Below are 24,872 nucleotides of genomic sequence, written 5' to 3' on the forward strand. Positions count from 1 at the left end.
GATGAAAGGCGGTAAAAGGTGCATTTATTCGAATGCTTACATAGGAATGATAGAACGTGCAGAGAAGAATATCACTCTCTGTAATATTGAGAAAATTGCTAAAGCTCTGAAAATTGAAATTAAAAAATTACTGTAAAAACAACTGGAAAATGTACAACGAAAATTATTATAAAAATGGCAAAATGTTTCAACTGAAGCCATATGCAGAAGCTATACACACATTCAAAACAGGAGATGGAACTATAATAGCCATCTTTCAAGGAAGCCGAGGAGACAATCCTGAATTAGATTTCCGTGTTAAATATCTCAATAATGATCCCAATGCAGACCTGTTCAGTTGCCTCATGTTGACTGGGTTGTTGATTTGCTCATAAAAGCGCAAAAATACCCTAACGAGGTGAAAGAGTTACTAGATTATTTTATCACATTTTATGACACCTGTAAACCTTTCTCCTCTGTTGCCGACAGGGCATCATATACGCCAAAATCTATAAAAGTAATAGGAGGTAAATATTCTCATGTTCAAGTTCCTGGCACATTCTCAATGGATGGTATAGCTATAATTCTTGAATTATTCTGCATTTGTGAAAAGCAAACAGCTGGAGCACATCAGTTTAAACTACAATTACAAATGACACGCGATTACATGGATGGTAAAATCAATTACAGAAATTTACTTAATCTTGCCATTAAGCATCGTGAGTATTAAAATGGTAAATCTTGCCCATACAGTGCTATAGATTCATTGAGAACAGAGATTTCTTTGTCCTCAAATAGTTGTGCTTGCTTTTGAAGTTTTTCCAAATACAAAGTGCGTTTTGAGGTATCATTAATTTCCTCACGACGCGCTTTACTCATTTTCAGGAACTCCTCATTTTGGTCTATGCCAAGGAACCGACGGCCCAAAAGATTGGCAGCAATGCCAGTCGTACTGCTACCTGTAAATGGGTCTAAAATCCATGCACTGGGAAGGGTCGATGCCTGAATAATACGAGAAAGAACACACAATGGTTTTTGAGTAGGATGTTTACCACAAGATTTTTCCCATCGTACAATTGCTGGTAATCGCCAAACATCACGCATCTGAGTACCACCATTAATTTTTTTCATCAGTTCATAATTAAAATAATGGGGTACTTTTTGCTCTTTACGTGCCCAAAGGATATATTCTGCCGAGTGGGTGAAATATTTACATGACAGATTTGGCGGGGGATTTGTTTTCTCCCAAGTAATGCAATTCAGAATCTTGAATCCCAATTCTGTCAAGCACCGGGCTACGGAAAAAATATTATGATATGTTCCACTTATCCAAATTGTGCCATTACTCTTCAGTTTATTCCGACAGGCTTCAATCCAAGATCTATCAAACAGATAATCTTCTTCATAGCCTTTTGATCTGTCCCAATCACCTTTATTTACAGATACCATTTTGCCACTTTGAACACTGATTCCTCCGTTGGATAGATGATATGGAGGATCTGCGAAAATCATATCGAACTTGAAATCGAAAGAATGCAACAGTTCAATACAATCTCCTTTCAAAAGAGTAAAATCCTTGTTATCTGATTTATAGTAGGCTGTTGGCATTTAAACAAGTGCTTTTGAAATTATTCCATTTTCAAGATCCGCAATATTGTACAGATGTTCCAGAACATCAAAAGTTTCTTTCAGATTATTCTTTGCACTGCGCCAGCCACAACCATCAGTAAACCAAACAAACTTGAAATATTCCAAATCTTTGGTTTCCATGGTAATAGTTTTGTAGCTGCGTGCCGTTTCATTCAATTTGGAACCACTGCTAGTATAAAAGTTCGTCTCTATTCCGTAAATGATATTTTCACCCTTTACGACAAAGTCAAATCTTTTCTCTGCACCACCATTATTGGAAATCGAAGACAAGTCTATTCCCCATTTAGCCTCTATTTCGTGGATATACATTTCTTTGAAATAATCAACGCCTTTCACAAGCCCAGTTTTACAAAGAAAGCTCTCCACAAGATTCTCCATAAGATGGCCACCACGATTCTTGCGTCCGTTAGAGTCAAGTCCCGTTTCTATACCGGTCACGTAATCCACAAGATTATTGACAATATGATTCTCCATCAAATCAAAAAGACCAGTCTTTCGCATGAATTTGACATAATCTTCATTCGTGCAATTTGGTTTGTCAAAATGAAAATCAATCTGTCCCTCTTCATCCATAGCCATAATATCAAGCTCACGCTTGGCTAAAAGGATAGGAATACATCTTAGAGTTTCCGGATATTGTACCAAAATTTTTCTAAATTCATCCTCTATGTTCTTAGATCCAATAAGCGAATTCAAGATATTGAGTGGAATTTTAATAGCTTCCACATTATTGAAAACCTTATCGAAATCAACGTAATATTTATAATCGGCAATAGAAGGTCTAAAACCAGCTAGCCAAGTATCAAAGTTTCTCATATCAGTAAGCATTGGCAACATTGGAAATCATTATTTCGGAAATTGCTCCGCGTCCATTTCCTTTTGAATTGATCATCCTTGCAGCAGAAACTCGTTTAATGGAAAATCTATTGTAAAGATGATCAAAGAAATTATCTCCATTATCTACATTTTGAGGGTCTGAATTACTTGCCACAAATAAAGATTTGCGTGTTGCTATCTGCTCGCAAAAATCACGTAAGCGCATCTGTTCAGCGTCATCAAAACCATCTTTTGCATAAGAAGTAAATGCAGAAGTCTCTGTTAAAGGGCGATATGGTGGGTCAAAATAATACAAGACATTCTCATCTGCATATTTACCCGTTTGTGCAAAATCACCACAAAGAATCTCAACACGTTGTAGAATAGCAGAATCCGCTCTCAATGTATCTGCATCGCAAATTTTGGGATTTGTATATCTCCCATGCGGGACATTAAACTGTCCCTTAGAATTTACACGATATAGTCCATTAAAGCAAGTCCGATTCAGAAAAATAAATAATGCAGCTGTTTCAATATCTGAATTATTTCTTTTGTTGAAATGCTCTCGTTGCAATAAATAGTAATTTTTCCTGGCAACTTCATCAAGTGCAAAATACTCAGATTGAATCTGCGTCAGTTCAACAATTAACTTTTCAACATCTGATTTTATTACACGATATGTGCAGATTAACTCTGAATTTATATCATTGATTATAGCTCTCGTTATATTAGGGTACTCTTGTAAAATCCAAAACAACACTGCTCCCCCTCCTACAAATGGCTCGACATAAGTCACTTCCGCCCTATGTGAAAAATCACAAGGTAGAGTTTTTTTTATATCATCAAGGAGTTGAGTTTTACCTCCAACCCACTTAACAAATGGTTTTGCCGGGTATGTATATAACCTTTTCATATAACTCCAACATCAAAGTTCTGTATATCGTTACGCAAAAATAGCGATAACTGTCCATTTCTCCAACAAAAAGGGACTATAAAACAAGATGCTCATAAAGTATTACCACAGAAATCCAATAGATCGCATGTTTTAATCCAGCCTCTCACCAAGTCTCAAGTGTTGAAGTTGAAAATGCATTTTCTGCAACCGAAAGCATTCTATAATTTAGCCACACGGCACGCTTTTTCACTAACTAATCAAGGATACCTCCAATCATCAAAAGATGCTGGAAATATTCCCCTACTCACGATTTTATTCGGGCTTTCTGCCCTTGCACAAATAAAACTTGCCCGTCAATTTGCTTGCCTTTACTCTTCCCATAATTTACTATCCACTTTTTAGGAATATGCGATGCAAAGACAACGATTTTGGGGACAGTTATTAGGCGACAAAAGGCGGTAAAACGAAAAAGTGGGGATTTTCATTATCCCCACTTCCGTTGTTTCTCAATTTGTTGTTCAATACATTACGCCGATTTGAGGCTTAATACTCGTCCTCGTTGAAGAAGAAGTCTTCCTTGCTGGGATAATCGGGCCAAATATCTTCGATGCTTTCGTATATCTCACCCTCGTCCTCCATTTCTTGCAAATTTTCAATTACTTCCATCGGAGCTCCCGAACGCATTGCGTAATCAATCAGCTCATCCTTTGTAGCAGGCCATGGCGCATCTTCCAACTTTGATGCCAATTCTAATGTCCAATACATAGTATTCTAAGTTTATAAAGTTTTACATTCGTATTATTGAGCCACAAAAGTATAACAAATTATCTCATTTGCAACTCTTATCCCAATAAATTTCATCGTGCTGTGTTAATTGATTTAATTTTCTGGATAGAATGAACAAATAATCGGATAAACGGTTGACAAATTGCTTCACATTTTCATCTATTTCACATTCCGCACCTGCCTCTTCCAAAGCTAAAATACGCCGCTCGGCCCGCCGGCATACGGTGCGGCATACATGGCATACCGAAGCGGAAAGCGAGCCTCCGGGCAAGATAAACGCATGCAACTCAGGCAAAGAGGCATCCGCCTCATCAATGGCTTGCTCCAAGCGTGCTACGTGCTCCGGCAAAATATGGCTTACGGCATGCAAATCCGTCTTCGAGGCATCAGTAGCCAGATAAGAGCCCAACGTGAAAAGCTTATGCTGTACGAACTTCAGCGTCTCCTTATGCTCTCCGTCTTCCATCAGGGAAATCAAGCACCCGATTTGCGCATTCAGTTCATCAACTGTCCCATAGGCTTCCAGCCGGATGTGGGTTTTCGGCACACGGACCCCGCCTACGAGCGAAGTCGTTCCTTTGTCTCCCGTACGTGTATAAATCAAGCTTTTTTTCATACTCTTGCTTTAAAAGAAATTGACAATACGATGTTCCTTCACCCGTTTCTTATCGAAAAAGACCAGGCCAACGTCATACAAATCAAACGTGACTCCTGTACGCGGATCTGCAATCACGCGCTTCCACCATTGCTTCTTTTCACGTGTGGCATAGGGCGAACCTATAATCATGCACGTACGTTCCGTCACCTGAGGAAGCAGACGCTCGAACGCCTCTTTATAATAAGGTGTATGTCCGATATGGACCAGTTCCGGGTACTCACGTCCAGCCAAAGCCTCATCCAGCAGGCGAAGGATGTTTCCGCCTTCATAAGCCACGTTTTTGCAACCCGAAAGAAACTTTGCCACCTCCGGCTTCGCCTGCCCGTCATCCAAGGTAAGCAAGGGTGCCCGCTTGGCTTCTGCCAGATAGCGGGCCTGCAAACCGCTTCCCGTCCCTATTTCCAGCATCGAAGCGGGCTGCCAATAATTGGCGAGCCGGAACAGAAATTTATCGGTTTTCTCCCGGTAATGCGGAAGGTATTCCAAGTCTTCCCGAAGATAATGCAAGGACAGAAAAGGATAATAAGGCATATCTTCGTACACGACAAACGTTATCAGGAAAAAGTCGGACGGCGAATGCACGCCATACCCCCGCCGGTGCCGGAAACGCATGCACCAGTTGGCTATCCGCAAGAACAGGTCTCTTCTTATCATACAAAACGCTTGTAAAAAGGCAAAGGCGCAAAGGCATGGAAACGTTCATCAATCCCTATGCCCTTGCGCCTCTATGTCCGCCAGTTTTCGTTCACACGGACTTATTCGCGTGCACCCAGTTTATCGTTCAAATACAAGATGCCGGCATAGTCACTGCATTTCTTCAGCTTGTCAACGATGCCTTGAGCCGTAGCTTCCTCTTCCACTTGTTCGCGGACATATCCCCACAAGAAATCTTGAGAAGCCTTGTCTTTCTCGCCCGAAGCGACATTTACCAGGTTGTCAATCAGTTCAGAGACATGGCATTCATGATTGTACACATGTTCGAACACTTCCAGTACGCTTCCCCAACCTTGCGGAACCACATCAATTTTGTCTACCTTTGCCGCACCGCCACGCTTTGCGATGTAGTCTGCCAGATCGTATGCGTGCTGCAATTCTTCCTGAGACTGTTTGCGCATCCAATGAGCGAAACCGTCGAACCCTTCTTTCTGCAAATAGAAAGACATTGAAAGATACAAGTTAGAAGACCACATCTCTGCCGTGATCTGCTCGTTCATCGCGTTTTGTAATTTTTCTGAAATCATAGTCGTAATATTTTAATGAGTTATATTTTAGATTCAAATCTGGTTATCTTCCTACAAAAGGAGTGCCACACGGCAACTATGCCAATTTGTCACGTCCGGAAAGGCTGAAGCATCCGTTCCTTTCCCCAGAAATAAGGAGAAAGATGCAAGCGGTCCAGACACCATGCCAATCCGAACGAGCCGCAAACCGTTATCCCCAACGCCACCATCAGGAACACCAGCCCCGAAGGGTCGAAAGCAAGGAGAGGGACCAGCGCTTTGGACAGCATGGTGAACACCGGAGAAAACACCAATAAGATTAAGGTGTGCGAGCCTACATACGAGGCACCCCCCTTCACCTTTTGGGGCAAAGCCGGATAAACGCTCAGAAGCAGGCTGATTATCAGATAAACGATAGCCGCCCCTCCCAACGTAAAACGGTCGAGATTAGCCGCATCGGCACTCAACCACACCAAAGGCACAATCGCCCAGAAAGAAGGACGGAAGAACGAAGTAAACTCCACGCCCCCACGCCGGACGGCAACTCCCGCCAGGAAATAAAGCGCATTGGGCAACGACACCACCCGGAAACACTCAGCCAAAATGGCATAACATACGCCCAATACAATCAGACGGGACACCACGCCCGGTTTGCCTCGCGGATGAAACACGCCATAATAGGCCACTCCGCAAAGCATGAAGGTATGCAGATACCAGTAAGGTCCCATCGGGTGCAGGCACAACTTATCCAAGAGCAGCCCGACGCTCAGCCCGTCCACCTTCTCGCGTACCGGCAGGACAGCCGACAGGACGACATACCCCGCCTCCATAATTAAATAAGGTATCAGAACCCACACCATCATCCGCCCGAACTCGTCCGGACGCTTCTCGATGCGCATCAGATACCCCGAAAGAATCAGGAAAGCGGGCATGTGGAACGTATAGACCCATTGCTTCACCCACGGATATTTATCGCTGAAGAAAACCAGATGAAACGCAATCATCAATAGGATGAACACGCACTTCAGGTAATCGATTTCCGCGACCCGCTTGTTCATGGCTTTTTCCATTTAGTTGGAATCCTTTCCGCACTTATTTGCATCAGCTCCTGCACCTACATGACTTGCACCAGCCGGAAATAGAAAGCGATGATACAAACCAAATCAATGACCAATGCCACCACCGACCACTTGATGAACAGTTTCTTCTTCGTCACCGCCCCATACACAATGCCGATAACCGCCGATACCAATATCCCGGCGGCTATCCCCAGCAATCCCTGCACGGCAAGCCCGACAAGAATCAACAGAGCCATGGTTATCAGGATGTTATTTCTCATGTTTATTCAATGCCTAAAATCACATACTTGCCTTAATCGCCTTTATCACCACCGAGGTAAACCCGTCGTGCTCCAACGAGTTGACACCTTTAATCGTAATGCCGCCCGGTGTGGTGACCTTCTCAATCTCCAGCGCAGGATGCGTGTCTTCGTTGGCGAGCAACAGCCTTGCGGCTCCCTCAACGGTCTGAGCCACCATCTTCATCGCGTCTTTCGGACGGATGCCCAGCTCTACCCCCGCCTGCATGGCGGCCTGCACATACTTCAGCACGTAAGCGATGCCGCACGAGGTGAGCGAGGTGGCAGCCGCGAACTGCTTTTCTTCTATCAGCATGGCAAGCCCCATCTCGTTGAACAGGTCCAGCATCGTCTGCACCTGATGGTCCGAAGCGTTCCGCGCGGCTATCAGCGTCATGCTTGCCCTCTCGGATATGGCGGTATTCGGGATTACCCGAAACATCGGCATCTCCGGCTCGACAAAGTGGGCAAGGTTCTCGAAAGTCAACCCGGCGGCAACCGAGACCAGTATCTGAGGCTGGCGCAAGCGCAAAGGCTTCAGCACCTCTTCTACTTTCCAGGGCTTTACCGCCACGATTACCACATCGGCATCCGAGGCTTCGCGGTTGTTCGTGCTCACCCGGATGCCGGGAAAGTCCGCCTTCAGGCGCTCCAGCTTCGGTGTGCTGGGATTGGTCACAAGAATGTCTTGTTCCTGTACATAATGTCCTTGAGCCAATCCGCGGGCGATTGCTCCGCCCATATTGCCGGCTCCGATAATTGCTACTTTCATGTCTGTTATTCTTTTTAGAAACGCAGATTCACACAGATTTCCGCAGATATTTTTTATTCAATAGCTAGAAGCTGTTTTGAATTTATCGTGCGATGATTTGGGATGAGTTTTTGAGGCATTTTCGCTTGTGTGATGAGGAAGATAGCGGGCTATCTGACGAAGAACAGGAGCGAAAAGGACCAAAAAATCGCCCAAAGCACACACGAAAACGGATACATCAAGCCAAAAAAACTTTTTGGAGAAATTCAAAACAGCTTCTAATGAAACCCAATTTCAATCCGTGTTAATCTGCGGAAATCTGCGTTTCCCCACATTATCAAATCTATTTATAATGGTTTCGAAAGTTCCTCCAACGACTTTCCTTCATACTCGCAAATGGTCTGCTTGAACGAATCGGGCAGCTCTACCGGCTCTTTCGTTGCCATATCATAGCCTACCATCACCGTGCGGCACTGGCACTTCAATACCCCGCTTGCCTTGTTGACGGCACGTTGGAGCAGGGTAAAGCTCTTATGTCCCAAGTGAACCACCGTAGTCTCGATATACAACTCGTCCGAGAAAAACACCGGAGCCAGAAAATCTGCATTGATATTTGCCACCACAATGCCTACATCATTCCAGTTCTGGTCTCCAAACACCTCGCGCATGTACGAAGTCTTCGCCAAATCGTAAATGGAGAAATACGACGAATTGTTCATGTGACCATACTGGTCGACATCACTAAAACGAATCTGCACCGGCATCACATGCCTGTATGTAAGTTCTGTTGCCATATCATTTAAACTTTGTTCACCTCAAATATATATCTTTTTTTCCGTAAAACGCAACAAGTGCAGCATTTATTTCTTATTTTTGCGCACAATGCAATGAAATCAACTAATAGACATAAATAATGGAACAGAAATTAAGCAAAGAAACCCTCTGCGTACAGGCAGGGTGGACTCCCAAGAACGGAGAGCCGCGTGTAGTGCCCATCTATCAAAGCACTACCTTTAAATACGATGACAGCGACCAAATGGCACGCCTGTTCGACCTGAAAGATACCGGATATTTCTATACCCGTCTGCAGAATCCCACCAACGATGCTGTAGCCGCTAAGATTGCCGCACTGGAAGGCGGTGTAGGCGCTATTCTTACTTCATCAGGACAGGCAGCTAATTTCTATGCCGTGTTCAACATCTGTGAGGCAGGCGACCATATCGTCTGCTCGTCCACCATTTATGGAGGCACATTCAACCTCTTCGGCGTTACCCTGAAGAAGCTGGGCATTGAATGTACCTTCATCGATGCCGATGCACCCGAAGAAGAAATCGACAAGGCTTTCCAGCCCAATACCAAATGTATGTTCGGTGAAACCATCTCAAATCCCAGCATCAATGTGCTCGATATCGAGAAGTTCGCACGCATTGCCCATAAGCACGGGGTACCTCTTATCGTAGACAATACCTTCGCTACTCCCATCAATTGCCGTCCCTTTGAATGGGGAGCCGACATCGTAACCCATTCTACAACGAAATACATGGACGGTCATGCCACCAGCGTGGGCGGCGTAGTGGTAGATAGCGGCAACTTCGACTGGATGGCACACGCCGACAAATTTCCCGGCTTGACCACACCTGATGAATCATATCACGGGCTGACCTATGCCACAGCTTTCGGCAAAATGGCATACATCACCAAGATAACCGCCCAGCTCATGCGCGACTTAGGCTCAATCCCTTCGCCTATGAACGCTTTCCTGCTCAACTTAGGACTGGAAACCTTGCACTTGCGTGTACCCCGCCATTGCGCCAACGCCCAGAAGGTAGCCGAATGGTTGGAAGCCAACCCGAAGGTGAAATGGGTGCATTATTGCGGTTTGAAGAGTAACAAGTATTATGAGCTGGCACAGAAATACCTTCCCAACGGTTCGTGCGGCGTTATTGCTTTCGGTCTGAAAGGAACACGCGAGGATGCCGTGAAGTTCATGGACAGCCTGAAGCTGGCTTGCATCGTGACCCACGTAGCCGATGCCCGTACCTGCGTGCTCCATCCGGCAAGCCATACCCACCGCCAGCTGAGCGATGAGCAACTTATCGAAGCCGGCGTAGCTCCCGACCTGATCCGCCTTTCGGTAGGCATCGAGAACGTAGACGATATCATTGCCGACCTTGAACAGGCATTGCAAAGTATTTAAATGAACTTTTATTTTGTCATCCTGAGCGTGAGCGAAGGATCTCGAAAACAGAAGCGGATGTACACGAGATCCTTCGCTTTGCTCAGGATGACATTACTTCTTATCACCGGATTTGCAATCCGGCGTGACAAACAAAGCGAGAAAAGATTCTTCATTCTTAATTCTTCATTCAAAAAATTCTTCATTCACCCCATGGCTCCGAACACTTGGTACACCCAACGCATAGACGAAACTTCACGACAACTTTCCCAGACCAAAGCACAGATTAACCGCATCAGCCTGCTGCGTGTCCTGCTCTTTGTGGCAGGCTTTGCCGGACTGATTTTGTTCTATCGCGCCGGCACGTGGGCGGTAGTGCTCACCGTGTGCTGCACGTTCCTGCCTTTCTTCATTCTGGTAAAAGTACACAACCGGCTTTATTTCCGCAAGGAACAATTAGAAACCCAACTCAAGCTGAATCAAGATGAACTGAAAGGATTGGAAGGCGACTATTCGGCTTTCGATGAAGGACGGGAGTTCATCAACCCCGGACATCCCTACTCGTACGACCTCGACCTCTTCGGACGCAAATCGCTCTTCCAAGCCCTCGGACGTACCTGCACACATATCGGGAAACAAACCCTTGCCGCATGGATGCGGCATCACCTGACGGAGAAAGCCGCTATTGAAACCCGCCAGGAAAGCATCCGCGACATGAGCCGGCGGATGGAGTTCCGCGAAGCATTCCGTGTGACCGGTTCCATCAACCGCAGTGCGGATTCCGATGAAGAAGAGATAAGCCGCTGGAGCCGGACTCCTTCTGTCCTGCAACACCTGTGGTGGGTAAAACTCTGCCTTTGGGCTGTACCCGGCATCAATATCCTGCTGCTTGCGCTCGGATTGCTGCATATCCTTTCGCTCAGCTGGTTCGGCATGATGTTTACCATCTTCGTCATCCTCAGCTTCGCGCTTATCCAGCGGGTAACCCTGATACAGGAAAGCTACGGAAAGAAGCTGAAAACCCTGAACCGTTATGCCAAACTGATAACCCTTGCCAAAGGGGAAACGTGGCAAGCCCCTGCCCTGCGTGAACTGACCGACAAGCTGGACATCGACGGACATTCTCCCGCCGAAGCCCTGACGCAACTCTCGAAGGAGCTCGACCGCCTCGACCTGCGCAACAATCAGCTCCTGTATGTCATCTTAGAGGGAAGCATGTTCTTCCAGCTCCGGCAAATCGTGCGCATCGAACGCTGGAAGGCACGCTATGGGAAATACCTCATGGGCTGGCTGGAAGCCGTAGGCGAACTGGACGCACTCTGCTCGCTCGGCACCTTTGCCTATAATCATCCGGCATACACCTATCCGACAATTACCAATCAGCCGTTCTGTTTCCTTGCCCGCAACATGGGACATCCGCTCATGCCCGAAGCCCAATGCGTGAAGAATGATGCCGCCATCCCCTCGCGCCCCTTCTTCCTCATCATCACCGGCGCCAATATGGCGGGAAAGAGCACCTACCTGCGCACCATAGGCGTCAACTACCTGCTGGCATGCATGGGCTGCCCCGTGTGTTGCGAAAGCCTGACGCTTTATCCGGCGCAACTCATCACCAGCCTGCGCACCACCGACTCACTCTCAGACAACGAATCTTATTTCTTTGCCGAGCTGAAACGCCTGAAACGCATCATCGACTTGCTGAACGAAGGACAGGAACTCTTCATCATCCTCGACGAGATACTGAAAGGTACCAACTCAGCCGACAAGCAGAAAGGCTCGCTCGACCTTATCCGCCAGTTCATGCGCCTGAATGCCGACGGCATCATCGCCACGCACGACCTGCTATTGGGCACACTTGCCGACCAGTTCCCCCAACACATCCGCAATTATTGCTTCGAAGCGGATATCAAGGACAACGAACTGATCTTCTCCTACCGCCTGCGTGAAGGAGTAGCACAGAACATGAACGCCTGCTTCCTGATGAAGAAGATGGGGATTACGATTGACGGGGGAGACTAATCCACTTTCATAATCGCGCTATTGATGTTCCGGTCCACATCGTTCTTATCCCGTGAGGTCTTACGACCGAAGTCGAAAGTATAAGCCACTTTCACGTATCCCGTTTGCTGATTGATGCGGCTGGTCTGCACTTGGTTGTACTTGTAAACGCCGTAATCGGCATGTTCCTTGTATCGGGCATGTTTCGTAAACGGGTTTTCCGTTCCGGCTTCCAAATACCAGCCTTTGTGGCTCCAGCTTACGGATACGCCGTAAGAAGCCGGCTTCTTAACCGTTACCAATGAATACATATCCAATCGCTTAGAAGCAGTACGCCCATAAAGATTAAATGCGAAATCCTTTAAGAAATAGTTTACATCTAAGACCCCAAGAAAACCGTTCTGGTTCATGGAAGGTTCCGTTACATGAACATTTAAATATTGCCCTGTAAATTTAGCACGCAGATGATCCGAAAACTTGTAGGAAAGTGCAAGCCTGCCTCCTAAATTATAAGCGTTCGAATTGGAAAGAAAGCTGGAAACAAGCTTATCCCCTTCTATATATAGTAAAACAAAATTGGTTTGCGAAAAATTATATTGAATACCGCAAACAGCCAATGTAGGGGCGTATCGCATACGCCCGGATGCACCAACTTATCCACGTGAACGCTTTCGGGCGTATGCGATACGCCCCTACAGGCAATTTGGCAACATGGGACATTCATTAAAATTATTCAAGCATGCGTTTTGACGAACATAAGTGAGTAGGCCGTTTAACATAAGTAACTCGGACGTTCCACATAAGTGAGTCAGGCGTATCACTTATGTTCGCAACTGCGCATACATCCGCTTTGCCGGCACAGAGCAGTTTCACCCACAGTTTAGATATACTGAAACTACAGTTTCAGCACCTTGAAACTAAAGTTTCAGCATACCAAAACTATAGTTTCAGCATATATAAACTTCTTTGAAACCTAATCTTATCCGTAGATACATATAAATGAAGCTCTTAACACATTAGTATTATTCCCGACGCAGAAGTAGAGACGATGTGCACATCGTCTCTACATACATCCGTTGTGACAAAGTTATATGTTAAATCGAATATCCGCAACGACAATGTTTGTAGAGACGATGTGCACATCGTCTCTACTGCATACTGTATTTTCGCAAACCTATTTTGTAACTGCCGAAAAACGAAGGACGGCTGATAATACACCGATTATCAGCCGTCCTTCGTACCCGAAGCGGGACTTGAACCCGCACAGCCATCACTGGCCAAGGGATTTTAAGTCCCTCGTGTCTACCGATTCCACCATCCGGGCATCCTATTCAAAGAACAAGAGCGGCAAACGAGACTCGAACTCGCGACCCCGACCTTGGCAAGGTCGTGCTCTACCAACTGAGCTATTGCCGCATTGCGGGTGCAAATGTAAGGAGTTTTATCCTATCCTCCAAACATTTCCCATATTTTCTTTCAAAATGTTTGTATTTATGATAACTAATTTCATTAAACGCAGAGACACAGAGGCACGGATTTTTATTTTTATTTGTCGAAGTCAATTGCAATCCGCAGCATCAGCAATGGGTTCGGATTACAAATCCGATTCAGTGTTATTACGCCAGATTACAAATCTGGCGTGACAGTATTTATACATCCGTCATGACAACCATGTAGGGGCAGGCAAACCCTGCCCCTACGGCTGTTAACTTCCTATCATAATTTATTAATCTGTGTAATCTGTGGTGAAAAGAACAGACTCAACGCCCCAATAACGCCTTCTCGGCTTGGGCGACACGCTCGAAATCGAAACCATCCATAACCTGGGCCATCAGGGCTTCGATTTTATCGTTGCATAAGTTCCCGATGCTTCCGGCGTGAGTGTGATGCACCTCCTTGGCATGCGTGAACTTGCCGGCTTCGATGTCCAAGCCTACCTTTTTATAGGCATCACGGAAAGGCATGCCCTCCGCTGCCAGACGGTTGACCTCTTCTACACTGAACATATACAGGTATTTATCGTCATCCAGAATGTGTTCGTTCACCTTGATGCGCTCCATGATGTATGCCGACATCCGCAAGCAGTCCAAGAGTTCCTCGAATGCGGGGAGGAATACTTCCTTGATAATCTGCAAGTCGCGGAAATAGCCCGAAGGCAGGTTGTTCATAATCATCATAATCTGCTGGGGCAAAGACTGGATTTTATTGCATTTGGCACGGGTCAGTTCGAACACATCGGGGTTCTTCTTGTGCGGCATGATGCTGGAACCCGTGGTACATTCGTCGGGAAGCTTGACGAAACCGAAGTTCTGGCAACTGAACATACAGGCATCGAATGCCATCTTCGATACGGTTCCGGCAATACTTGCCAAGGCAAAGGCAACGTTGCGCTCCATCTTACCACGTCCCATCTGCGCATAGACTACGTTATAATTCATTGAGTCGAAACCCAGCAGGCGGGTGGTCATCTCACGGTCCAAGGGGAACGAAGAGCCGTATCCGGCGGCAGAGCCGAGCGGATTGCGGTTGCACATCTTATATGCGGCTTGCAGGAACAGCATATCATCGACCAGGCTTTCGGCATACGCGCCAAACCAAAGTCCGAAAGAAGAAGGCATGGCAATTTGCAAATGGGTATAGCCCGGCATCAGAATGTCTTTGTAGCGGTTGCTTTGCGCAATCAGAACGCGGAAGAGCGTCTCGACCGCCTCAGCTACCTGCTTCAGTTGCTCACGGGTGAAGAGTTTCAGGTCGACCAGCACCTGGTCGTTCCGCGAACGCCCGCTATGTATCCTCTTGCCTACATCGCCCAGCTTACGGGTAAGCATGAGTTCCACTTGCGAATGTACGTCCTCGATGCCGTCTTCAATTACAAACTCACCTTTCTCTGCGGTTGCATAGATTTGCTTTAACTCTTCCAACAGGACCTTCAGTTCGTCGGGCTTCAGCAGACCGATGCTTTCGAGCATCGTAATATGCGCCATCGAGCCCAACACATCGTGCTTTGCCAGGTAAAGGTCCAGTTCACGGTCGCGTCCTACGGTAAAGCGGTCGATTTCCGCATTTACCTGCACATTCTTTTCCCAAAGTTTTTGTCCCATAGGTTTATGAGTTTAAATTAATAAGGAATCATCGCGAGCATGTCCGCCAGCTTCTCTACCCCCTCTTGCAAAGGCTTCGATACCATGGCTTTCATAAAGGCGTTCACCTCGGCACGGATAGTCACCTTCATCTTGGCTTCCGCTTCGCTCACCGGAAGAATCTGAATCCATACGTTCAAGGGGATAGGAGTCTTGTCGCCCTCAAACTTGATGCACTTCATCGGCTCGCGCTCGATGATGCGGAGGGTAAGGCTGATGCCCTGCACTTTCAAGGTCAACGAATCTTGATCGAAAGATAAATCTTCCACCTTGCCTCCCGCCTGCTCTTTCAACGCATCCAGCTTTTCACGCACCGAAGCCAGATTATTCAGGTCGGCAAGTTTGGTATATACCCGTTCCTGCGAATAAGGAACATGTTTCACACTACTTTCAAATTGTACCATACATTGTATCTAATTGAACACAGAATATTATTTACGATTTTACTATTTACGATTTACTATTTCGATGAATTATAGCAGAACAAAATCGGTTTGCGAAAAATACCGCATGCAGCAGAGACGCCACAATGTGACGTCTCTACTAAGAACAGATTATATTTTCGCATTCTGTTTCTGACTGACTATTATAGTAAATAGTAAATCGTAAAATCGTAAATAATTTTCATGCTTTATTTATTTTCCCGTCCAATGTGCCGGGTCTTTTCTCCATGCCTGAAGGATAGGAATATCCTGCTCGTCGATGTAATTGGTCTTCAAGGCTGCATCCAGCACCGCATTGTAATTGGTCAAGGTAACCAGTTCCACTTTTGCCTCTTTGAATGCTTCTACAGAAACATCGAATCCGTATGTGAACGAAGCCACCATGCCGATGACGTTGCATCCGTTCTGGCGGATAGCGTTTACGGCTTTCAGGCTGCTTCCGCCTGTAGATATCAAGTCTTCTACCACTACGACCTTCATACCCGGACGAAGCTCGCCCTCAATCAGGTTTTCCAGACCGTGGTCTTTGGGGCTCGAACGTACATAGACGAACGGGAGGTTCAGTTCCTCTGCCACCAATGCGCCTTGGGGAATGGCTCCTGTAGCTACACCCGCTATTGCATCCACTTCTCCAAACCGTTCCATAATGATACGGCACAACTCCAACTTGACAAAATTGCGCAAGGCAGGATAAGACAATGTCTTGCGGTTGTCACAATAAATAGGGGATTTCCAACCCGATGCCCATGTGAAAGGGTTCGCAGGCTGAATCTTTACAGCTTTTACCTTCAACAATTTTTCTGCAAATAATCTTTCCAAAGCTTTCATAACTTATTATCTGATAAATAACACTTGCAAAAATATGGAAAACCTACGTGAATATGAAATATATAACGACTTTTTTAATAAAAACTTCATTTTGCCCATGCCAATGTCGCCACACTGATACGGATTCCCCCTACCGAAGACAAGGCATCGGCGCAAGCCGTCAGGGTGGCTCCGGTGGTCAGCACATCATCCACCAGCAGGATGTGTTTCCCTTCCAGCAACGCTGCCTGGGGAGCGGTACGGAACAAGCCTTCCACATTCATCCAGCGGGCATACCCGCTCTTCTGGGTCTGCGTCGCATTGTTCCGCACCCGCCAAACCGCGTCCGTACAGACGGGAAGCCCGGTTTTCCGGGATATGCCCCGCGCCAGAAGCTCGCTCTGGTTGTATCCTCTCTGGCGCAAACGGGTGCGGTACAAGGGTACGGGCACCAGGCAATCAATACCCTCGAAGAAGCCGGACGGGAGCAACGCGCTCCCCATCCACTCGCCCATCCGCACGCAAAGCTTCCGCCGGTTATGATACTTCATCGCATACAATACCTGAGCCACTTTCCCACCCTTGGCATAATAGAAAAGCGAAGAAGCGCGCACGATGGGGAAACGTCCCCAAAAGCAACGCTCCATTTCGTTCCCCTCCTTATTATATATAGAGGTGTAAGGCAACGACGCCGAGCAGGCCAGGCACAATCCCTCCTCGCCCTGCATCAGCCTTTTCCCGCACGACACACAAAGCCGGGGGAAAAAGAACTCGCGGAGGTCAGTCCAGATACGCATCGTCCGAAGCCTGATGGATGTAACGCTTCACCTCGTCCAGTGTAAAGCCGCGCGATACGGCAAAGCGAATCAGCTTCATCGCGCATTCATAGTCATTTCTCCCCGTCACCTGCTTCTCCTTTTGGGCAAGCACCTCGCGCAGCATCCGGCTGTACTCGTCCTCGTCAATCTCTTCCAGCCCGGCACGGATATCTTCCGGAGGAAGGCGCTTCAACCTCAGAGCCTGCACAATCTTGTTGCGCCCCCAACGGGCAAAGCGGTACTTGTCGCGCACGAATGCCTTGCAATAGCGTGCCGTATCGATGAACCGGTCTTTCTCCAGCGATGCGAGGATGCGAGCTTTCATTTCCTCGTCCGCCCCCCACTGGCCCAGCTTCTGCTCCACCTCCATGGGGCACCGCTCGGTCTTGGCACAATAGGCTTCCGCCTTGGTTCTCAACTCGTTTTCTGTATATTCTTTCATGGTCGCACGGCTTTAATCATACGGTCGTTTCCCGACATATCCTTGCGCAAGACGATGTCCCGATAGCCTATTCCTGCCAGCAATTCCACCGTTTCCGCCCCGTATGCCTGATTAATCTCAACATATAAAACGCCGGAAGGAGCCAAATGTACAAGCCCCAACCCGGCTATTCTCCGGTAATAGCGCAAAGGGTCGCCATCGGGCACGAAAAGCGCCAGCTCCGGTTCCCAGTCGAGCACGTTCCGCTCCATATCCGCCTTCTCGCGTTCGCGGATATAGGGAGGATTGCTCACGAATATATGTGCATGAGCCTCTGCAGGTATATGCGAGAACACATCCACCTGCCTGAAATCCACACGCACCCGGTTGCGCTCCGCATTTCTCCGGGCTATGCCGAGCGCGGCATCCGAAATGTCCCATGCGCTCACCCTCGCTCCGGGCAGGAACCTGGCCAGCGCAACGGCGATGCATCCGCTTCCCGTACCGATATCCACTATGCTCACCTCCGCCTTGCCCTGAAAATCGGACACAATCCAATCTACCAGCTCGGCGGTTTCGGGACGGGGAATCAAGACACCGGGAGCGACATGAAAGGGCAAGCCGCAAAAAGACGCTTCGCCCGTAATGTACTGGAAAGGCTCGAAACGCTTGAGACGGGAAAGAATATCTTCCAGCGCTGCGTGCTCTTTTTCCGAAAATTCCCTATCTTTGCCATCGTACAAATCGAGGGCAGAAAAACGGAACACTTCAGTGAGGATGCTTTTTGCCAATGCTTTCGCCTCCGGTTCGGGATAGAAGCCGGAAAGCGATCGGACGATATCGATATAAACAGGATGCATAACGATGCAAAGATATAAAAAGTAAAGGACATAAGACCATGACACAAGACGAAAAATACATCAGCCGGTGTATCCAGCTGGCGAAGAACGGGCTATGCAACACCCCGCCCAACCCCATGGTGGGAGCCGTCATCGTATATCAGGACCGGATTATCGGGGAAGGCTATCACATCCGGTGCGGGGAAGGGCATGCCGAGGTCAACGCCATCGCTTCGGTGAAAGACGAGAGCCTGTTGCGCCAGTCCACCCTTTACGTAAGCCTGGAGCCTTGCTCGCACTATGGGAAGACCCCTCCATGTGCCGACCTCATCATCCGGAAAGGCATTCCGAGGGTAGTGGTGGGATGTACCGACCCCTTTCCGCTGGTATCGGGAAGAGGCATCCAAAAGCTCAGGGATGCCGGCGTAGAAGTAAAGGTCGGGGTTCTGGAGCAGGAATGCAAGGACCTCATCCGGCGTTTTGTTACCTTTAATCTCAAGCAACGCCCCTACATCACCCTGAAATGGGCACAATCGGCAGACGGCTTCATCGATGTCCTCCGCCAGGAGGGCACGCCGGTGAAATTATCCAGCCCCCTTACCTCCATGTATGTGCACAAGCTCCGGGCAGAGCATCAGGCGATTCTGGTAGGGAGGAAGACCGCCCTGCTCGACAATCCTTCGCTCACCGTGCGGGAATGGTACGGAAAGAACCCCCTCCGCCTGGTGATAGACCGGGACTTGTCTCTTCCCGCCTCGCTCCGGCTTTTCGACGGAAGCACGCCTACGTGGGTGTTCACTTCGAAAGAAAAAGCCTCCCGTCCCAACCTGACGTACGTCCGGCTGGACTTCGGGCAGGACATTCTTCCGCAAATCGCCCAAGCCCTCTGCGAAAACAAGGTGCAATCGCTCTTGGTAGAAGGAGGGAGCACACTCCTCCAATCGTTCATCGACCGGGGGATGTGGGACGAAATCTATGCCGAACATACCTCCGCGGTACTGGGAAAAGGAGTTCCGGCACCCGCAATCCCGTCTGGAATCCCCGTCGGATACAGCATCCGGGACAATTCCGTTATCGGGCATTGCAAAAAAACGCAGAGCAAAATGCCTGATTCACCGATAAAAAAGTAAAGTTTATCCATAATTTTATATAAAACTTGACATAAAAGTACTTTAGACGAAAAAAACTTTCTACTTTTGCAACTTGTAATGCAAAGAATAGACTGAATAATGAAACTGAAATTCTTATCCATAGTATTGGCAGGCGTGATGATAACCGCCTTTTCGATGACTTCTTGCTTGAATGACGATATAGAACAGGTGACATACACCAACGAAACAAGCATCACCGGATTTTCATTGGGCACCTTGTGGTGTGAAATGGTGGGGACAGCCCAGGACGGGAGCGATTCGCTCTACATGGACACGGTTTCATTCGAAGACTATCCATTCACCATCGACCAGTTGAACCGGACCATCGAGAACCGGGATTCGCTTCCGGTGAATGTAGACATCTCGAGGGTGCTTGTCGACATCAGCGCCGACACTCCTTATATTATATATGGCAAAATCAAGGAAGCGGGCGGAGAAGCTACAGATACCCTTTGGACAAGCACCGACTCCATCGATTTCTCGGTGGCTCCCGCAGAAGGGCTTTCCTTTAAAGTATTGTCGATGAACGGCATCTACGGACGGGAATACCACGTGAAAGTAAATGTGCACAAGCAAGACCCCGACTTGCTGACATGGAGCGAAAACGAGTCGGAAGTTCCCTTCACGGCTCAGACCCTCATCCGCCAGAAAGCGGTTTACACAAACGGACGCATCTATGTGTTCGGGCAAAACGGAGACACGCCCTGCATCGAATATACCACGGTATCTGCCAACGGGAAAGCGAACGGCTGGACGCCGGTTGAGAACGTTCCGGCAAATACCAACACCTATTCTGCCATGGTATGGCAGGACAAAATCTATTTCCTTGCCGGAGGCGAGCTATACGAACTGGCGGACGATGTCCCGCAACTCTCGGCTGACTCGCCTGCCGATATCCGCCTGCAACAACTGCTGGCAAACGCCACCACCACAAACGGAGCGACCTATCTGTATGCCTATACAGAGGATAACCGATGCGTGACCTACGACGGCACAGCATGGAGCGAAGACACGCCGGACACGGCTTTACCCTCGGCAGGCCAACGCTTCTCCTATGCGGCTCTACCCCTTTCGTACAACGCCAATATCGCCCGCACCTTCCTTTTCGGAACACATACAGACAACGCGGGAACCGAATCGGGCTTCATGGCACACCGCCTGACGAACGAAAGCACATGGAATGTGTACGACTACACACAATCGGACACGCTCCGCTGCCCGAACATAGCCGACGCGACCATGATTTATTACGACAAGAAACTATATGCCTTCGGAGGCGCAATCAACAGTGCCCAGCACGAAGACTATCAAGCCCCGTTCAGCACCTTCTTCGCTTCTACGGATAACGGACTGACCTGGAAGCCTGTGACGGAAGACGTGACATTCCCGTCGTCTTCGTTTGCCGGAAAATACGAAGCAGGCTACGCGCTGGGCGAAGGAAGCTATTCGTGCGTAGTGGACGAAAACAACTTTATCTGGATTATCTGGCACGACGGAACGATGAGCAGAGGAAGAATCAACCGGCTCGGCTTTCTTCCCAAGTGGTAAGCAAGAGACAAGACAGACATGCGATACAAAGAACTGATAGACAAATCACGGATACCGGCGCACATCGCCATTATCATGGACGGCAACGGGCGGTGGGCGAAGCAGCGCGGCATGGCTCGTTCGTACGGGCATCAGGCTGGCGCAGAGACGGTACACGCCATAGCCGAGGAAGCGGCAAGGCTGGGCGTCAAATACCTGACCCTTTACACCTTCTCCACCGAGAACTGGAAACGCCCCGCCGAAGAGGTGTCTGCCCTGATGAGCCTGCTGATGGACTCGATAGAAGAAGACACGCTGATGAAGAACAACATCCGTTTCCGCATCATCGGAGAAACGGAAAAATTGCCCGCCGATGTCTTCGAACGCCTGAACCAATGCATTGCACATACCGCGGGGAATACAGGCATGTGCCTGGTGCTGGCACTCAGCTATTCCTCGAAATGGGAAATCACCGAAGCGGTCAAGCAGATAGCCTCGCAAGTGGAAAACCATCAGCTGGCAATAGCGGATATCACCGACCAGACCATCGACCGGTTCCTGTCGACCCGTTTCATGCCCGACCCGGACTTACTGATACGCACGGGAGGCGAGATACGGCTCAGCAATTACCTGCTATGGCAATGCGCGTATTCCGAACTGTATTTTTGCGACACCTTCTGGCCCGACTTCAAGGAGGAAGAGTTCTGCAAGGCAATTTATGACTATCAACAAAGAGAACGCCGATTTGGCAAAACAAGTGAACAACTATTGAAACAATGAAAATAAAAAAGATGCGATACTGTTTTTTTCTGATTCTATTGACCCTGACCTGCATCTGTGTACCGGCGGCAAGCCATGCGCAAGAAAGCACTGCGACAGAAGGCGAGAAACCCGTTATCCTCTATAACGGAACACCCAAGAAGTATGAAATCGCCGACATCAAAGTAGAAGGAGTAAAGAACTACGAAGACTATGTATTGATAGGCATATCAGGGCTTGCCGTAGGGCAGACCATTACCGTACCGGGAGACGACATCACCGGAGCGGTGAAACGCTACTGGCGGCACGGCCTGTTCTCAGACGTGAAAATCTCCGCAGACAAGATAGAAGGGAACAAAATATGGCTCCGCATCGAACTGACCCAGCGCCCGCGCATCGCCGACATCCGTTTCAACGGCATCAAGAAAGGCGAACGCGAAAACTTGCAGGAAAAGCTGGGCAACATGGTAAAGGGCATGCAGATTACCCCGAACATGGTAGACCGTGCGAAAATCATCATCAAGAAATACTTCGACGAAAAAGGCTTCAAGAACGCCGAAATCAATATCATCGAACGCGAAGACCCCAAAGACAAGGAACAAGTGTATGTAGACGTGAACATCGACAAGAAAGAGAAAGTCAAGGTACACTTAATCACCATTGACGGAAACACCGTCCTCAGCGACAAGAAACTGAAACGCACGATGAAGAAAACCAACGAGAAAGGAAAGCTCATCAACCTCTTCCGCTCGAAGAAATTCATCGACGAACGCTATGAAGAAGACAAACAGAAGATTATCGAAAAATACAACGAGCTGGGATACCGCGATGCCATGATTGAAGTGGACAGCGTATCGCCCTACGACGAGAAGACGGTAGACATCTACATGAAGATTTACGAAGGAAACAAATATTACCTGCGCAACATCACGTGGGTGGGAAACACCGTATATCCGTCCGACCTGCTGAACCAGCAATTACAAATGAAGCACGGCGATGTATATAACCAGAAATTGCTGAACGACCGTATCACGAACGACGAGGACGCCATCAAGAACAATTACTACAACAAAGGATACGTATTCTCGAACATCGACCCCGTGGAAGTGAATATCGACGGCGACTCCATCGACCTGGAAATGCGTGTCATGGAAGGTCCGCAAGCCAGCATCAGCCACGTACGCATCAACGGAAACGACCGCTTGTACGAGAACGTCATCCGGCGTGAGCTTCGTACCCGTCCGGGAGACTTGTTCAGCAAGGAAGCACTGGAACGTTCGTACCGTGAAATCGCCCAAATGGGGCACTTCAATCCGGAGACCATCAACCCCAACGTAGTTCCGAATTACGAGGACGGTACGGTGGACATCAACTGGGGACTGGAATCGAAGGCAAACGACCAGGTTGAGTTCTCCGCCGGATGGGGACAGACAGGTATCATCGGTAAGCTGAGCCTGAAGTTCACCAACTTCTCGTTCGCCAACCTGTTCCGGAAGAACGATAATTTCCGCGGTTTCATGCCGCAAGGAGACGGACAAACCTTGACCATCAGCGGTCAGACCAACGGACGTTACTATCAGGCATATAGCGTCTCATTCCTCGACCCATGGTTTGGAGGCAAACGCCCGAACTCACTTTCGGTATCGGCTTTCTATTCGGTACAGACCGATATCAGTAGCCAGTATTATAACTCAGCGGTCATGAATAACTTCGCCGGCCTGATGTCGGGTTGGGGAAATTATTATGGCGGTTATTATGATAACTATGAATCCTTTTATGACCCGGACAAGTCTATTAAGATGTTCGGTGTTTCTCTCGGTTGGGGTAAACGCCTCCGCTGGCCCGATGACTATTTCACCGTAATGGCTGAATTGTCCTACCAACGGTTTATGCTGAAAGACTGGAGCTACCTGTACATCATGTTGAATAACGGACAATACATGAATACCGGTAATTGCAATAGCTTGAGCTTGAACCTGACCTTGTCGCGTAACTCTACCGATAACCCGATATTCCCGCGTTACGGTTCCGAGTTTACCGCATCGTTGCAGATTACTCCGCCCTATTCGCTCTTCAGCAAGCGGGATTACTCTACCTACGGAAAAGACAGCTACGAAGAAGCGGCAAGCATGTATAAATGGATTGAATACCACAAGTGGAAATTCAAATCGAAGACTTATACCGCGTTGATGGATATCCAGAAATGTCCGGTTATCATGACCCGTGCCGAGTTCGGTATCTTGGGACACTTCAACAAGTACAAACGTTCTCCGTTCGAAACCTTCTATGTAGGTGGTGACGGTATGACGGGATATAGCTACAACTATGCGTCCGAAACCATTGCCCTGCGTGGATACGAGAACGGAGCCTTAACTCCATACGGAAGCGAAGGTTATGCTTACGTCCGCTTAGGAGCAGAGTTACGCTATCCGTTGATGTTGGAAAACTCAACCAGTATCTATGCATTAGGATTTGTTGAAGCAGGTAACGCTTGGACACAAGTATCCGACTTCAACCCGTTTAAGCTGAAACGTTCTGCGGGATTCGGTGTACGTATCTTCTTGCCTATGATTGGTATGATGGGTATCGACTGGGCATACGGATTTGATAAGATAAACGGCTCGACACAATATAGCGGAAGCCAGTTCCACTTTATTATCGGACAAGAATTTTAACCTAAA

The 24,872-nt window shown here is 48.0% G+C and carries 27 protein-coding genes and 2 tRNA genes; 9 read left to right on the forward strand and 20 right to left on the reverse strand.

From position 1 onward, the window contains the following. The first annotated feature begins 1 nt into the window (after position 1). Genes BACSA_RS10310 through BACSA_RS19890 form a run of 3 tightly spaced genes read left to right on the forward strand, consistent with a single transcriptional unit; the run spans position 2 to position 709 of the window. Positions 2–136 (forward strand): helix-turn-helix domain-containing protein, encoded by a 135-nt coding sequence (locus BACSA_RS10310; protein WP_144005214.1) that lies wholly within the window; start codon positions 2–4, stop codon positions 134–136. A gap of 13 nt (positions 137–149) precedes the next feature. Then, entirely contained in the window at positions 150–374 is a 225-nt protein-coding gene (locus tag BACSA_RS10315) for a hypothetical protein (protein ID WP_013618048.1), read from the forward strand. A 23-nt stretch (positions 375–397) separates the two neighbouring features. Next, complete coding sequence (locus tag BACSA_RS19890; RefSeq protein ID WP_144005215.1) at positions 398–709, forward strand: hypothetical protein; 312 nt, start codon at positions 398–400, stop codon at positions 707–709. On the opposite strand, the gene BACSA_RS10320 is transcribed toward BACSA_RS19890, so the two are convergent. From BACSA_RS10320 to BACSA_RS10370, 11 genes are all read right to left on the reverse strand, one after another. After that, positions 706–1,587 (reverse strand): DNA-methyltransferase, encoded by an 882-nt coding sequence (locus BACSA_RS10320; RefSeq protein WP_013618049.1) that lies wholly within the window; start codon positions 1,585–1,587, stop codon positions 706–708. The genes BACSA_RS19890 and BACSA_RS10320 overlap by 4 nt on opposite strands. Continuing rightward, on the reverse strand, positions 1,588–2,445 hold the full coding sequence (locus tag BACSA_RS10325) for a type II restriction endonuclease (RefSeq protein WP_041584356.1): 858 nt from the start codon (positions 2,443–2,445) through the stop codon (positions 1,588–1,590). It lies immediately after the preceding gene. 1 nt (position 2,446) lies between these two features. Further along, entirely contained in the window at positions 2,447–3,358 is a 912-nt protein-coding gene (locus BACSA_RS10330; RefSeq protein ID WP_013618051.1) for a DNA adenine methylase, read from the reverse strand. A 525-nt stretch (positions 3,359–3,883) separates the two neighbouring features. Then, on the reverse strand, positions 3,884–4,105 hold the full coding sequence (locus tag BACSA_RS10335) for a DUF2795 domain-containing protein (RefSeq protein ID WP_013618052.1): 222 nt from the start codon (positions 4,103–4,105) through the stop codon (positions 3,884–3,886). A gap of 64 nt (positions 4,106–4,169) precedes the next feature. Next, the gene (locus BACSA_RS10340) at positions 4,170–4,742 is read right to left on the reverse strand and encodes a cob(I)yrinic acid a,c-diamide adenosyltransferase (protein ID WP_013618053.1); all 573 of its coding nucleotides are present in this window, start codon (positions 4,740–4,742) and stop codon (positions 4,170–4,172) included. Positions 4,743–4,751: 9 nt separating this feature from the next. Then, on the reverse strand, positions 4,752–5,438 hold the full coding sequence (locus tag BACSA_RS10345; protein ID WP_013618054.1) for an O-methyltransferase: 687 nt from the start codon (positions 5,436–5,438) through the stop codon (positions 4,752–4,754). A 101-nt stretch (positions 5,439–5,539) separates the two neighbouring features. Continuing rightward, positions 5,540–6,025, reverse strand: a complete 486-nt coding sequence (locus tag BACSA_RS10350; protein WP_013618055.1) for a ferritin — start codon at positions 6,023–6,025, stop codon at positions 5,540–5,542. Between the two features lie 89 nt (positions 6,026–6,114). Next, positions 6,115–7,062, reverse strand: a complete 948-nt coding sequence (locus BACSA_RS10355; protein ID WP_013618056.1) for an acyltransferase family protein — start codon at positions 7,060–7,062, stop codon at positions 6,115–6,117. Positions 7,063–7,118: 56 nt separating this feature from the next. Then, the gene (locus BACSA_RS10360) at positions 7,119–7,343 is read right to left on the reverse strand and encodes a hypothetical protein (RefSeq protein WP_041583991.1); all 225 of its coding nucleotides are present in this window, start codon (positions 7,341–7,343) and stop codon (positions 7,119–7,121) included. 19 nt (positions 7,344–7,362) lie between these two features. Beyond that, positions 7,363–8,142: a pyrroline-5-carboxylate reductase gene (gene proC, locus BACSA_RS10365; protein ID WP_262501258.1), complete on the reverse strand. Its 780-nt coding sequence runs from the start codon at positions 8,140–8,142 to the stop codon at positions 7,363–7,365. Positions 8,143–8,459: 317 nt separating this feature from the next. Continuing rightward, positions 8,460–8,906, reverse strand: coding sequence for an acyl-CoA thioesterase (locus tag BACSA_RS10370; protein ID WP_013618059.1), 447 nt, complete (start codon positions 8,904–8,906; stop codon positions 8,460–8,462). 119 nt (positions 8,907–9,025) lie between these two features. Between BACSA_RS10370 and BACSA_RS10375 the strand changes: the two genes are divergently transcribed. Beyond that, positions 9,026–10,309 (forward strand): O-acetylhomoserine aminocarboxypropyltransferase/cysteine synthase family protein, encoded by a 1,284-nt coding sequence (locus BACSA_RS10375; protein ID WP_013618060.1) that lies wholly within the window; start codon positions 9,026–9,028, stop codon positions 10,307–10,309. Positions 10,310–10,501: 192 nt separating this feature from the next. Continuing rightward, complete coding sequence (locus tag BACSA_RS10380; RefSeq protein WP_041584357.1) at positions 10,502–12,307, forward strand: MutS family DNA mismatch repair protein; 1,806 nt, start codon at positions 10,502–10,504, stop codon at positions 12,305–12,307. Here BACSA_RS10380 and BACSA_RS19895 read toward each other — a convergent pair. The 9 genes from BACSA_RS19895 to prmC form a co-directional block, all read right to left on the reverse strand. After that, positions 12,304–12,597 carry a hypothetical protein gene (locus tag BACSA_RS19895; protein ID WP_144005216.1) on the reverse strand — a complete coding sequence of 98 codons (294 nt, stop codon included), beginning with the start codon at positions 12,595–12,597 and terminating at the stop codon, positions 12,304–12,306. The two genes, BACSA_RS10380 and BACSA_RS19895, sit on opposite strands and share 4 nt — an antisense overlap. 927 nt (positions 12,598–13,524) lie before the next feature. After that, positions 13,525–13,610, reverse strand: a tRNA-Leu gene (locus tag BACSA_RS10390). Between the two features lie 19 nt (positions 13,611–13,629). After that, positions 13,630–13,702 (reverse strand) — tRNA-Gly (locus tag BACSA_RS10395). 344 nt (positions 13,703–14,046) lie between these two features. Next, entirely contained in the window at positions 14,047–15,387 is a 1,341-nt protein-coding gene (argH, locus tag BACSA_RS10400; protein ID WP_013618062.1) for an argininosuccinate lyase, read from the reverse strand. A 17-nt stretch (positions 15,388–15,404) separates the two neighbouring features. Further along, complete coding sequence (locus tag BACSA_RS10405; RefSeq protein ID WP_013618063.1) at positions 15,405–15,830, reverse strand: SRPBCC family protein; 426 nt, start codon at positions 15,828–15,830, stop codon at positions 15,405–15,407. A gap of 231 nt (positions 15,831–16,061) precedes the next feature. After that, the gene (gene pyrE / locus BACSA_RS10410) at positions 16,062–16,697 is read right to left on the reverse strand and encodes an orotate phosphoribosyltransferase (protein WP_013618064.1); all 636 of its coding nucleotides are present in this window, start codon (positions 16,695–16,697) and stop codon (positions 16,062–16,064) included. Between the two features lie 86 nt (positions 16,698–16,783). Further along, positions 16,784–17,473 carry a ComF family protein gene (locus tag BACSA_RS10415; RefSeq protein ID WP_013618065.1) on the reverse strand — a complete coding sequence of 230 codons (690 nt, stop codon included), beginning with the start codon at positions 17,471–17,473 and terminating at the stop codon, positions 16,784–16,786. Further along, positions 17,457–17,936, reverse strand: a complete 480-nt coding sequence (locus tag BACSA_RS10420) for a regulatory protein RecX (RefSeq protein ID WP_013618066.1) — start codon at positions 17,934–17,936, stop codon at positions 17,457–17,459. Before BACSA_RS10420 ends, BACSA_RS10415 begins: the two co-directional genes overlap by 17 nt. Then, complete coding sequence (prmC, locus tag BACSA_RS10425; RefSeq protein ID WP_013618067.1) at positions 17,933–18,775, reverse strand: peptide chain release factor N(5)-glutamine methyltransferase; 843 nt, start codon at positions 18,773–18,775, stop codon at positions 17,933–17,935. Before prmC ends, BACSA_RS10420 begins: the two co-directional genes overlap by 4 nt. 38 nt (positions 18,776–18,813) lie before the next feature. Between prmC and ribD the strand changes: the two genes are divergently transcribed. The 4 genes from ribD (at position 18,814) to bamA (ending at position 24,866) form a co-directional block, all read left to right on the forward strand. Beyond that, positions 18,814–19,884 (forward strand): bifunctional diaminohydroxyphosphoribosylaminopyrimidine deaminase/5-amino-6-(5-phosphoribosylamino)uracil reductase RibD, encoded by a 1,071-nt coding sequence (ribD, locus tag BACSA_RS10430; RefSeq protein ID WP_013618068.1) that lies wholly within the window; start codon positions 18,814–18,816, stop codon positions 19,882–19,884. 99 nt (positions 19,885–19,983) lie between these two features. Then, positions 19,984–21,453, forward strand: a complete 1,470-nt coding sequence (locus BACSA_RS10435; protein WP_013618069.1) for a DUF6242 domain-containing protein — start codon at positions 19,984–19,986, stop codon at positions 21,451–21,453. Between the two features lie 18 nt (positions 21,454–21,471). After that, complete coding sequence (locus BACSA_RS10440) at positions 21,472–22,212, forward strand: isoprenyl transferase (RefSeq protein WP_013618070.1); 741 nt, start codon at positions 21,472–21,474, stop codon at positions 22,210–22,212. A gap of 11 nt (positions 22,213–22,223) precedes the next feature. Next, positions 22,224–24,866, forward strand: a complete 2,643-nt coding sequence (bamA, locus tag BACSA_RS10445) for an outer membrane protein assembly factor BamA (RefSeq protein ID WP_013618071.1) — start codon at positions 22,224–22,226, stop codon at positions 24,864–24,866. Positions 24,867–24,872 lie beyond the last annotated feature (6 nt).

This window comes from Phocaeicola salanitronis DSM 18170 (assembly GCF_000190575.1).
GTDB classification, from domain to species: domain Bacteria; phylum Bacteroidota; class Bacteroidia; order Bacteroidales; family Bacteroidaceae; genus Phocaeicola; species Phocaeicola salanitronis.

Excerpts from the sequence above, each read along its gene's own strand:
- BACSA_RS10310 (WP_144005214.1), top strand. The coding sequence starts at position 2 with ATGAAAGGCGGTAAAAGGTGCATTTATTCGAATGCTTACATAGGAATG.
- BACSA_RS10315 (WP_013618048.1), top strand. The coding sequence starts at position 150 with ATGTACAACGAAAATTATTATAAAAATGGCAAAATGTTTCAACTGAAG.
- BACSA_RS10320 (WP_013618049.1), bottom strand. The coding sequence starts at position 1,587 with ATGCCAACAGCCTACTATAAATCAGATAACAAGGATTTTACTCTTTTG.
- BACSA_RS10325 (WP_041584356.1), bottom strand. The coding sequence starts at position 2,445 with ATGAGAAACTTTGATACTTGGCTAGCTGGTTTTAGACCTTCTATTGCC.
- BACSA_RS10330 (WP_013618051.1), bottom strand. The coding sequence starts at position 3,358 with ATGAAAAGGTTATATACATACCCGGCAAAACCATTTGTTAAGTGGGTT.
- BACSA_RS10335 (WP_013618052.1), bottom strand. The coding sequence starts at position 4,105 with ATGTATTGGACATTAGAATTGGCATCAAAGTTGGAAGATGCGCCATGG.
- BACSA_RS10340 (WP_013618053.1), bottom strand. The coding sequence starts at position 4,742 with ATGAAAAAAAGCTTGATTTATACACGTACGGGAGACAAAGGAACGACT.
- BACSA_RS10345 (WP_013618054.1), bottom strand. The coding sequence starts at position 5,438 with ATGATAAGAAGAGACCTGTTCTTGCGGATAGCCAACTGGTGCATGCGT.
- BACSA_RS10350 (WP_013618055.1), bottom strand. The coding sequence starts at position 6,025 with ATGATTTCAGAAAAATTACAAAACGCGATGAACGAGCAGATCACGGCA.
- BACSA_RS10355 (WP_013618056.1), bottom strand. The coding sequence starts at position 7,062 with ATGAACAAGCGGGTCGCGGAAATCGATTACCTGAAGTGCGTGTTCATC.
- BACSA_RS10360 (WP_041583991.1), bottom strand. The coding sequence starts at position 7,343 with ATGAGAAATAACATCCTGATAACCATGGCTCTGTTGATTCTTGTCGGG.
- BACSA_RS10370 (WP_013618059.1), bottom strand. The coding sequence starts at position 8,906 with ATGGCAACAGAACTTACATACAGGCATGTGATGCCGGTGCAGATTCGT.
- BACSA_RS10375 (WP_013618060.1), top strand. The coding sequence starts at position 9,026 with ATGGAACAGAAATTAAGCAAAGAAACCCTCTGCGTACAGGCAGGGTGG.
- BACSA_RS10380 (WP_041584357.1), top strand. The coding sequence starts at position 10,502 with ATGGCTCCGAACACTTGGTACACCCAACGCATAGACGAAACTTCACGA.
- BACSA_RS19895 (WP_144005216.1), bottom strand. The coding sequence starts at position 12,597 with ATGTATTCATTGGTAACGGTTAAGAAGCCGGCTTCTTACGGCGTATCC.
- argH (WP_013618062.1), bottom strand. The coding sequence starts at position 15,387 with ATGGGACAAAAACTTTGGGAAAAGAATGTGCAGGTAAATGCGGAAATC.
- BACSA_RS10405 (WP_013618063.1), bottom strand. The coding sequence starts at position 15,830 with ATGGTACAATTTGAAAGTAGTGTGAAACATGTTCCTTATTCGCAGGAA.
- pyrE (WP_013618064.1), bottom strand. The coding sequence starts at position 16,697 with ATGAAAGCTTTGGAAAGATTATTTGCAGAAAAATTGTTGAAGGTAAAA.
- BACSA_RS10415 (WP_013618065.1), bottom strand. The coding sequence starts at position 17,473 with ATGCGTATCTGGACTGACCTCCGCGAGTTCTTTTTCCCCCGGCTTTGT.
- BACSA_RS10420 (WP_013618066.1), bottom strand. The coding sequence starts at position 17,936 with ATGAAAGAATATACAGAAAACGAGTTGAGAACCAAGGCGGAAGCCTAT.
- prmC (WP_013618067.1), bottom strand. The coding sequence starts at position 18,775 with ATGCATCCTGTTTATATCGATATCGTCCGATCGCTTTCCGGCTTCTAT.
- ribD (WP_013618068.1), top strand. The coding sequence starts at position 18,814 with ATGACACAAGACGAAAAATACATCAGCCGGTGTATCCAGCTGGCGAAG.
- BACSA_RS10435 (WP_013618069.1), top strand. The coding sequence starts at position 19,984 with ATGAAACTGAAATTCTTATCCATAGTATTGGCAGGCGTGATGATAACC.
- BACSA_RS10440 (WP_013618070.1), top strand. The coding sequence starts at position 21,472 with ATGCGATACAAAGAACTGATAGACAAATCACGGATACCGGCGCACATC.
- bamA (WP_013618071.1), top strand. The coding sequence starts at position 22,224 with ATGCGATACTGTTTTTTTCTGATTCTATTGACCCTGACCTGCATCTGT.